This window comes from Sphaerochaeta sp. S2, assembly GCF_016406725.1.
Taxonomy (GTDB): Bacteria; Spirochaetota; Spirochaetia; order Sphaerochaetales; family Sphaerochaetaceae; genus Sphaerochaeta.
Window position 1 is genome coordinate 1 of sequence record NZ_JAEKNT010000455.1, and the last position, 9,265, is coordinate 9,265.

The window sequence follows — 9,265 nt, forward strand, 5'->3', positions numbered from 1 at the left end:
CTCTAAGGCTGCACATGAACCACCCCAGGGTATCGATGGCCCATACAAAGGTTGGGTATTGGTTGCTTTCCAGCTTGCCTTCTATACCCTGCTGCACCAGGATTCATTCGAGCAAGGAATGGTAGACCTCATTATGCGTGCTGGTGATGCCGACACCAATGCTGTTATCTATGGAGCCTTGGCTGGAGCAATTGCCACCAGGGAACATATGCCTGAGCGTTGGATTTCTGCGCTGAAGATATCGAATTGCCTGCAAGGATTGATCGATTACCCCCATAAAAGGCTGGAACGGCTTGCAGAGGAGTGGGTTGAGGAATTGATCAACCTACCGGTGGTGCAGAAACTTTCTTGAGTATGGCATTGATCCAATGCTCCTCAGCCCTTCCCGGGCGGAGGTCCCGGGTCTCGACCAGCTCTTCTAGGGAGAACCATGGCAGCTCATCAACAAACTGCCTAAATGCATCTGTAGTAAAACAGGTGAAGTGTCTTCCTTCTCTCTGAAAGTCATTTGCTTGCAACTTAAAAGAACAGTAGAGTACACCCTGTTCTTTCAGTGCAACGGCCATTCTTTCAAAGACAAGAGGCAGTTCTTCAATTGGTACATGCAGCAGTGAAGCGCAGGCCCAAATCCCATCGAATGCGTTCTTGTAATCCATTTGCTGGAAAGAGAGTTGCCGTACTGGCAGCCCTGTGAGTTCACAGGCAGCCTTTACCATTGACTCGCTCAGATCAAAGGCCTCCACCTGGTTTCCACAGTCAAGGAAGTATCGTGAATCACGCCCACTACCACAGCCTGCATCAAGAATACAGCCACCAGAGGGGATATACGGGAGGAACATGGCATAGTGGGAGGTCATATCGACATCTCGGGTTGTAGATAGATACTGCTCAGCATGCAGGTCATAGTATTTTGATGAATCAATCACGGACCAATCCTCCCATATCCTGATAGTACTCCTCTAGATGGGAGTAAAGCAGTTCTACGATATCGTGTAATTTAATCTGGGACAACACTGCCCGCCTCCTCTCAGGAAGCGGGCAGTATAATTGTTATGCTTTTATAATAGCTTAGAGCAGTTCCTTGGCAGCCTCGTAGACTGCTTCAGTAGTGATGCCGAAGAGCTTGTACAGCTCACCAGCAGGTGCTGATTCACCGAAAGAACGCATACCGATGATCTTTCCGTTCAATCCAACGTACTTGTACCAGTAGTCAGCCCAAGCGGCTTCAACAGCGACTCTAGCGGTAACTGCAGAGGGAAGTACAGCTTCCTTGTAGGCCGCATCCTGCTTGTCGAATACCTCCGGAGAAGGCATCGAAACTACACGGACGGCGACCTTTTCCTCAGCAAGCTTCTTCGCAGCACTGACAGCAAGCTCAACCTCACTGCCGGTACCGATCAGGATAACTTCTGGCTTATCCCCTGATTCATAGAGTACGTAAGCACCCTGTGCAATCTGGGAGAGCTGCTCGTCACTGCGATCCTGTGGAGCAAGGTTCTGACGACTCAACAGAAGAGCAGAAGGACCATCAGTTCTCTTGATCGCACTCTTCCAAGCAACACCAGTTTCCACTGCATCACAAGGTCTCCAGGTAACCATGTTGGGAGTCATGCGAAGGTTTGCAATCTGCTCAACAGGCTGGTGGGTAGGCCCATCTTCACCAAGACCAATGGAGTCATGGGTAAATACATAGACGTTTCTGATACCCATCAAGGCTGCCATGCGTAGAGCATTACGAGCATACTCCATGAACATAAGGAATGTAGCACCGAAGGAGAGGAATCCACCATGAAGTGCAACACCGTTGAGGATTGCAGCCATACCGAACTCACGAACTCCAAAGTGGAGGTAATTGCCCTTTCCTGTCTTGGGATCGAAGGCTTCAGAACCCTTCCACTCAGTCAAGTTGGAAGGAGCGAGGTCTGCTGATCCACCAAGGAGTTCAGGGAACAAGGAACCCAATACATCAAGGGCCATCTGGCTTGCCTTTCTGCTTGCTACCTTGACCTTGTCATTCTGCCAGCTCTTGATCGCTTTATCGAACTCAGCTTCCCAGTCAGTGGGGAACTGGCCTGAGAGTCTTCTCTCGAGCTCAGCTGCCTCAGCAGGGTATTCCTTCTTGTAGGAGGCAAAGAGGTCATTCCACTTACCTTCAAGCTTGGCACCCCGTTCACTCTGATCCCATGCATCATAGATTTCCTGAGGTACAAAGAACTTTTCATCATACTCCCAGCCTAACTTCTTGCGGGAGAGTTCAACCTCGGCTTCCCCAAGGGCTGCACCATGACAGGACTCAGTACCTTCCTTGTTGGGAGACCCATAGCCAATAGTCGTCTTGCACATGATCAAAGAAGGCTTGGAAGATTCATATCTTGCAGCTGAAAGGGCCTTCTGAATTGCATCAGAATCGTGGCCGTCAACATTTCTGAATACCTGCCACCCATATGACTCGAAGCGCTTGGCAGTATCATCAGTAAACCAACCACCCACTTCACCATCGATGGAGATGCCGTTATCGTCGTAGAAGGCAATAAGCTTGCCCAATTTCCAGGTTCCAGCCAAGGAAGCTACTTCGTGGCTGATTCCTTCCATCATACAACCGTCGCCAAGGAACGTGTAGGTGTAGTGGTCAACGACGGGGAACCCATCCTTGTTGAATTTGGCAGCAAGGTTCTTTTCTGCAAGAGCCATACCTACCGCATTCGCGATACCTTGTCCAAGCGGTCCAGTGGTAGTCTCTACTCCAGGGGTAAGTTTATATTCTGGGTGTCCAGCTGTTCGGGAGTGGAGCTGTCTAAACTGCTTCAGATCCTCAATTCCCAAGTCATAGCCACTGAGGTGCAACAATGAGTATATCAACATTGAAGCATGACCGTTGGAAAGCACAAAGCGGTCACGGTTGACCCATTGTGGATTCTTGGGATTATGTGCCATGGTCTTGCGCCACAAGACCTCAGCAATATCTGCCATGCCCATTGGGGCACCTGGGTGACCAGAGTTGGCCTTCTGCACGCCATCCATGCTCAATATGCGGATTGCATCAGCAAGTTTATTCGTTTTCATCCATCCCTCCAAAAAATCTCTAACACTAATGTATGAAACACCCCGGATCTGAAAGAAGCCGGGGATGTGATCCTAACACTAAAGATACAGTGTTCTTGACAAATAGTCAAAACCGTCAACGTTCTCTACAAAGCATAGGTAAGAATTAGTGCTATCCTCTTGAATGCTGCATCGCCTTTGGTAATAACACGGTTGTCATCCTTGGAGTAGTTGGTGAACTGGATTGCAGTCAAGAGAGAAAGGTCTTCAGTAAATTGGGTGTTGGCAATAACACTCAAGTCCCCAACCATATCAGTGGCATTATCAAATAAATTGAAGGTGTAGGTTTCCAACTGCAAGCCAACCAGGTTAACCATCAGGGGCATCTGGTAGCCAAGGATGTACTCACCTTTATAGTTGAATCCATTGACCATGGCCCCTCCATTCTCATACTCCCAAGCTTGGTCGGAAGAAGCATTGCTATACCCTTTGTAGTTCAACTCATGGTAGGTACGGATTACTACGCTCATCCAATCTCCCGAGAAGATGGCACCAGTGTCAAACTGGAAGGCTGCTCCTGCCCTACCCAGGTAATAGAGGCCATTCAAACTATCAGAAGCGAGAGGAGCTCCTACGGTTGTACCGAGTTTCAGACCATTGAGGTCCATCAGATTAAAATCCCAACCGGTTCCCAGGCCTCCGCCCAAGCTTATCTCAGCTACGGCAATCGGGGTAAGGACTGCATCGAGGGTCACCGTCCCAGCAATGGGAGAAAGACCGAGGTTTGCCTTTACTTTGACATTGTTTCCACTGAACAGAGGGCCTTCCCCTGCCAATACAGGAATCTTTGCCTGGTAGGCTGCATCGAGTTTTGCCTCAATGCCAGTCCCATATGCACCAGTAAGCTTCAGCGTACCACTGTTGGTGGTCTGGGCAAACAAGAGACCTGCTGCCATGAGTATCACCAAGAGTGCGAGTAATCGTTTATTCTGTTTCACAGCAATTCCTCCAAACATAACGTAGGTACAGCATATCATAGGGGGTGGCGTAACCAAATACTTTATTATGGTGAATAAGGGGGATACTTATTGGTTGTTCATTTATTCTGATTTCTGAACAGGATGAATCTGGTTTGACCTTAAAGGGAAATACTTACTTGATGTTTTCCCCTCACAGAAAATCGGTTTTTACTAATTGTAACGAACTCCTCCCTTGTTTGTCTTACCATTATCCAAGGGGGATACACATGGTCAGAAAAGGATATTTATTTGCTGCAATCCTACTTACACTGTTCCTATTTTTCATGGCCCTGAACACCGGGTTCTAAAGGACACATGCCCTCCTGTTTCAAGCTCATGGATTCTCTTTCAGTGAAACAACCTCTCCCATATTTTTCTAGGAATACCTTACATCCTACGGTACACTTGGAACAACCAACGCTGTACGATCAAGGATGTTTGTGTGAGCCTATACTCCCTCTTTCACCCGGAAATCTTTCAAGGTAGACATAAAAAGTCCCATTACTTTGAAGGCTGGTACTTCAAAATGGCACTTCCAGGCAGACAGCCTGAAGTACTCTCCATTATTCCTGGTGTTGCCTTGGGCGCATCAGAAGAAGAGCGACATGCCTTTATCCAGGTGATCAGCAGCAGGGAAGGAAAAAGCTGGAACATTCATTTTCCCTTTGAAGCCTTTAAGGCTGATGAGAAAAAGCTTTTTGTAGAGATTGCCGGTAATCGTCTTTCAACGGAAGAAATTATCCTAAACATCAATCATGAAGATCTACTATTGTCAGGGAGCGTGACAAACAGAGGAACCCATTCATTCCCAGTTACACTCGCCTCTCCAGGAATCATGGGATGGTACGCCTATGTTCCCTTCATGGAGTGCTTCCATGGAGTTGTGTCCACTTCTCATACCCTCTGGGGGTCTCTTACGCTGAATGGCAACAAGATAGATATGAGTGAAGGGATTGGATATATCGAGAAGGACTGGGGAACCTCCTTTCCCGAGGCATGGATATGGATGCAATCAAACTGCTTTCCCTCGACAAACATCTCTTGTATGCTCTCTGTTGCCAAGATTCCTTTTCTTGGACATGTGTTTCCTGGATTTCTTGGGTTTGTAAAGCATGGAGACGAGTTGATACGGTTCGGCACCTACACTGGTGCTAAAATTACTCACTTGGAAAGCAGTGAAACCCAGGCGTCTGTACAGATACAGACCAAAGAGAAGCAATTGACGTTTCTCGCTGAACTTGGACCAGCCTCAAAACTGGTGGCACCCAGGCAAGGCAAGATGGAGAGACCATTGCTGGAAAGCATCATGGGAACCATTACACTCACCATCAAAGACAAGGATGGTGCCCTTCTCCTTGAGGAGACAGGCACCATGGCTGGGATAGAACTACCGGAAGCAGGGAATCTGATGAGTTAACTTAACAGCTACTCTGTGACGTTCTCCTCCTTGAAAGTCATATCAGAATCATATTCAGCTTTTCTGTGGTCCCATGACATGGTATCATGAGCCCAACCATGAAATATCTAGTATTCCTCGTGGCTATGGCAGCCGGTGGCTTGGTGTTCTTTGATAAGGGAGATGCCTCTGGTGGTTGGCAATACATGGAGGCAGCCCCAGCAGATACCGAAATGTTGGCAAGGTGGGGAACAACCGGTCTCGAGGTGGACACAAGTACCAATCTCGGGAGCGGAAAGGCCAACACACAAGAGCTCGTGGAGCAGGACCCTTCCTAGAACGAAACAGCAGCCAGTTACTGCAGTACGCTTGTATTTGATGGCTTCACCGACTATTTCCTACCCTCAAAAGATGAACTCTCCCTATTGTTCTCTGCCTAGCAAGGACCAATAAGGACACCTTCCGCGGGGAGGGTTTTGCCTACTGGAGTTCTTCCTCCTATGATGGGGAACGAGCTTGGGCTCATGGATTCTCCAATGGAGCACAGGGTAAAGTCGAAAAAGAAGAATTATTGGTCGTACGTGCCATACGAGTCTTCTAGGTAAGCGAAAATTTTTCCTTATCCTCAACAGAGATATCAATTCCATGTTGTACCTCGATCAAGGTGAGTTCCGTCTCGGCAATGATGGTATGCTTGACTCCTCTCTTGATGGAAATTACATCAGAAGCTTTTACTGCTCTTCTCTCTCCGTCCAGGACTACAATGCCTCTCCCTCCAATGATAGTCCACACTTCATCACGTTGTCTGTGACTGTGGTAGTGCATCTGCCCCCCGGCCTGAAGGATTGCCTTGATGGTTAGACTCTCCTTCCCTATATCAAGAATACGAAAACTTCCCCAGGATTTCTCTGCAAACATGATCGGTTGCTTGAAGGATTCAACATACTGCTTGATCTGGCTCGAGCGCTCCTTATCAGAGACAAGCACACCTTCAGCACTGGCACAGATAATGACATCATGCAGACCCATGGCAAGAATGGGGATGTCCAGCTCATTGATGATCTGCACATCAGTGCAAGAATCGTCCATCTCTCCAAGCCCGACTACAGGCTCACTCAATGACTCACAGAGTGTATTCCATGTACCGAGGTCCTTCCAGGTTCCTTCATACCGCATTACCTGGATCTCTGATTCCTTTTCAACCACAGCATAGTCAAAGCTGATTTTATTGAGAGTTTCGTACTTTGCGAACAGATCATGGTAATCAGTAAAATCAATGAGCCTGTGAGCTGTTTCCAGCAGATAGCCCAAGCGGAATGCGAAGACCCCTGCGTTCCAAAGAGCACCAGAGGAGATATAGGTCTCTGCGGTTGCAGCATCTGGTTTCTCCTTGAAGGTAGAGACCTTGCTTACAGAATTGCCATCAGAGGGAATGATGTACCCATACTTCTCACTTGGATAGGTAGGCTCAATACCCAAGAGAACCAAGTTTGACTCACCCTTCTCTGCTTGCTTTCCCACTTTCTCGAGCATGGAGAAATACGCATCGTCCACGAACGGGTCCACAGGGCAGACAACCACAGCCTCCTTCTCCCCTACATTCTGCACATCGTGCATATAGGCAACAGCAAGTGCAATGGCAGGAAAGGTATCACGACGGCAGGGTTCGACGGAAATGCCTACATCCTTTCCAAGCTGGTTATGGATTGCAGAGACCTGTGTCTTGGAAGTTGCAATGGTAATGGTTGCGTTTGGATCAACCTTCCTGATCTGGCGATGAACCCGCTATACCATGGATTCATAGCTACCATCTTCTTTCTTGAAGAATTTGATGAATTGCTTCGATCGCACCTCATTCGAAAGTGGCCAAAGCCGTTTTCCCGATCCTCCAGACAGTAGTACGATATGCATCCAGGACTCTCCTTACCTTTTTCTCGAAGCACTCATTGGTACTTAAGGTGTATGATGTCTCCATGATAGGACAGCTTGCACATAATGGAAAGAAACAAACGATACTTTTAATATTTTCCCCCTAAAGAAAGGACATTCATGACCAATTGCACTCACCTTCAATAATGAGGCAACAAACCAGTATGGGGTAAATCTGGTGCTTCGACACCAAGGCGAAGTAGTGGGAGGAGAGAACAGCCAATATTTGCGATCTCCATTTGAGACCATGACACCTGGATCGATCCTGACTCCTGGATTCCATATTGTCGATATATTTCTACTTCCCCCCGGAGGGCTTGAAAAAGCTCCTCTTGCTTTGAAGAGCATAACCATACGAGTGTTCTGATCAGAGAAAGAGACATTGTATCACACGAACCTGCAGATATGATCGATGCAGATATCGCTGAATCCATAGACTTCAGCTTTGGTCATTCTACCGTTTGCGCTCTCTACAATTGCATCGAATATCCGCTCAGCACCATCAGAGATGGAGTATATACCCTCGGTAATGCCACTCACATCCACATCCATATTGTCTTCCATGTGGTGGTACGTTTCATGGTTTCCCGTGATCTTGAGCACAGGAGCCAAGGCAATACCGGTGGGGGTTCCTCGTCCGGTAGTGAAGGCTACCAGCTGGCAACCACCTGCAACCATCATGGTTACCGATGCTACATCATAACCCGGGGTATCCATGATCAGGGAGCCGCTCTTGGTGGGACGTACCCCTTCCTGGAGCACTTCCACGATAGGACGGGTTCCGCCCTTCTTGATACACCCTAGGCTCTTCTCCTCCAAGGTGGAGAGGCCGCCTTCTTTGTTGCCAGGAGTAGGTTGTCCAGCCCGGCAGTCCTGACCGGCAGCAGAGAGGTGCTCCTCATAGTCTCGACAGATCTGAATGATCTGGTTATGCACTTCCTTATTGATAGCCCGATTTGCAAGTATGTGCTCTGCACCTATGAACTCAATGGTTTCCGAGAGCATCGTTGAAGCTCCCAGGTCAATCAATTTGTCACATACTTCACCGAGTGCGGGATTGGCGGCAATACCACTGGTGGCATCACTACCACCACACTCAAGACCGAGAAGCAAGTCACCGATGGGACAGGGAACACGGGATTGAGCGCTGGCTTCGCTGACAAGAGCCCTCGCCGCAGGGACGGCTTTTGCAATGGTCTTTGCTGTGCCACCTTCCTCTTGAATCCCAAATGAGACAATGGGCTTACTGGTCTCTGCCTTCAGCTTTTTATGAAGCTCATCATGTCCTACTGTCTCACAACCAAGCCCAATGATAACCACAGCATACACGTTTGGATGAAGTGCAAATCCAGTTAAGACTCGTTGTGTCAGCTCAGTATTGGCCTCTACATCAGCACAGCCGGTATTGATGATCACATTGATGCTTCCCTGTACTTGGCTTGCCACAATACGGGCAGTCTCACTGCTGCATCCACAGGTGGGAAGGATCAAGACATGGTTGCGCACCCCTGCCCTTCCTTCTGCTCGCTTATATCCCAAAAATTCCATCTCTATACCTTTTCTCACAGTAGTTCAGTCTCATAATTCCTGCTGGCACCTCGTATATTGGCGTCTGACACCCAAGCACCTTGCCTAATATCTTCCGTGGCCAAACCAATGACTTCCCCGTATTTATAGACAGGGTCTCCCTTGGAGATTGCATGCAGGGCAATCTTATGATAGGGGGGAATATCCTGGACACAGTTTACGATTTGCTCACAAATTCCCAGACAAGAGACATTCTGCCCTGCTCTGGCGCCACGCTTACAGGTTGCTTCGTTGTCCTTTGGGTCAACTACAATTGCTTTGGATTCCAAACGAATTCCTCCTCTGCTTCAGT

General features: G+C 48.2%; 9 protein-coding genes and 1 pseudogene. 3 read left to right on the forward strand and 7 right to left on the reverse strand.

Annotated features, from left to right (window positions below; genetic code table 11):
• Positions 1–352 (forward strand): ADP-ribosylglycohydrolase family protein (locus tag JF818_RS13045; protein ID WP_198892425.1); only part of this gene is annotated, 352 nt, incomplete at its 5' end.
• Here JF818_RS13045 and JF818_RS13050 read toward each other — a convergent pair.
• From JF818_RS13050 to JF818_RS13060, 3 genes are all read right to left on the reverse strand, one after another.
• Positions 321–926 (reverse strand): class I SAM-dependent methyltransferase, encoded by a 606-nt coding sequence (locus JF818_RS13050; protein ID WP_370570344.1) that lies wholly within the window; start codon positions 924–926, stop codon positions 321–323. The genes JF818_RS13045 and JF818_RS13050 overlap by 32 nt on opposite strands.
• Before the next feature lie 142 nt (positions 927–1,068).
• The gene (tkt, locus tag JF818_RS13055; RefSeq protein WP_198892426.1) at positions 1,069–3,063 is read right to left on the reverse strand and encodes a transketolase; all 1,995 of its coding nucleotides are present in this window, start codon (positions 3,061–3,063) and stop codon (positions 1,069–1,071) included.
• Positions 3,064–3,188: 125 nt separating this feature from the next.
• A complete protein-coding gene (locus JF818_RS13060; protein ID WP_198892427.1) occupies positions 3,189–4,040 on the reverse strand; it encodes a hypothetical protein in 852 nt (283 codons plus the stop codon).
• Positions 4,041–4,503: 463 nt separating this feature from the next.
• On the opposite strand from JF818_RS13060, the gene JF818_RS16730 reads away from it, so the two are divergent.
• Positions 4,504–5,478 (forward strand): tocopherol cyclase family protein, encoded by a 975-nt coding sequence (locus JF818_RS16730; RefSeq protein WP_198892428.1) that lies wholly within the window; start codon positions 4,504–4,506, stop codon positions 5,476–5,478.
• Positions 5,479–5,576: 98 nt separating this feature from the next.
• On the forward strand, positions 5,577–5,795 hold the full coding sequence (locus JF818_RS13070; RefSeq protein WP_198892429.1) for a hypothetical protein: 219 nt from the start codon (positions 5,577–5,579) through the stop codon (positions 5,793–5,795).
• A 259-nt stretch (positions 5,796–6,054) separates the two neighbouring features.
• Here JF818_RS13070 and JF818_RS16480 read toward each other — a convergent pair whose 3' ends face one another.
• The 4 genes and pseudogenes from JF818_RS16480 to JF818_RS13090 all read right to left on the reverse strand — a co-directional run bounded on the left by JF818_RS16480 (position 6,055) and on the right by JF818_RS13090 (position 9,242).
• Positions 6,055–6,633, reverse strand: a complete 579-nt coding sequence (locus tag JF818_RS16480; protein WP_370570345.1) for a cupin domain-containing protein — start codon at positions 6,631–6,633, stop codon at positions 6,055–6,057.
• A gap of 6 nt (positions 6,634–6,639) precedes the next feature.
• A pseudogene (locus tag JF818_RS16485) lies at positions 6,640–7,368 on the reverse strand (sugar phosphate nucleotidyltransferase); the annotation flags it as partial.
• A gap of 405 nt (positions 7,369–7,773) precedes the next feature.
• Positions 7,774–8,952 (reverse strand): UxaA family hydrolase, encoded by a 1,179-nt coding sequence (locus tag JF818_RS13085; RefSeq protein WP_198892432.1) that lies wholly within the window; start codon positions 8,950–8,952, stop codon positions 7,774–7,776.
• A complete protein-coding gene (locus JF818_RS13090; RefSeq protein ID WP_198892433.1) occupies positions 8,949–9,242 on the reverse strand; it encodes a UxaA family hydrolase in 294 nt (97 codons plus the stop codon). The genes JF818_RS13085 and JF818_RS13090 overlap by 4 nt, the downstream gene beginning before the upstream one ends.
• Positions 9,243–9,265 lie beyond the last annotated feature (23 nt).

Coding starts and splice junctions, on each gene's coding strand:
- tkt (WP_198892426.1), bottom strand. CDS start 3,063: ATGAAAACGAATAAACTTGCTGATGCAATCCGCATATTGAGCATGGAT.
- JF818_RS13070 (WP_198892429.1), top strand. CDS start 5,577: ATGAAATATCTAGTATTCCTCGTGGCTATGGCAGCCGGTGGCTTGGTG.
- JF818_RS16480 (WP_370570345.1), bottom strand. CDS start 6,633: ATGCGGTATGAAGGAACCTGGAAGGACCTCGGTACATGGAATACACTC.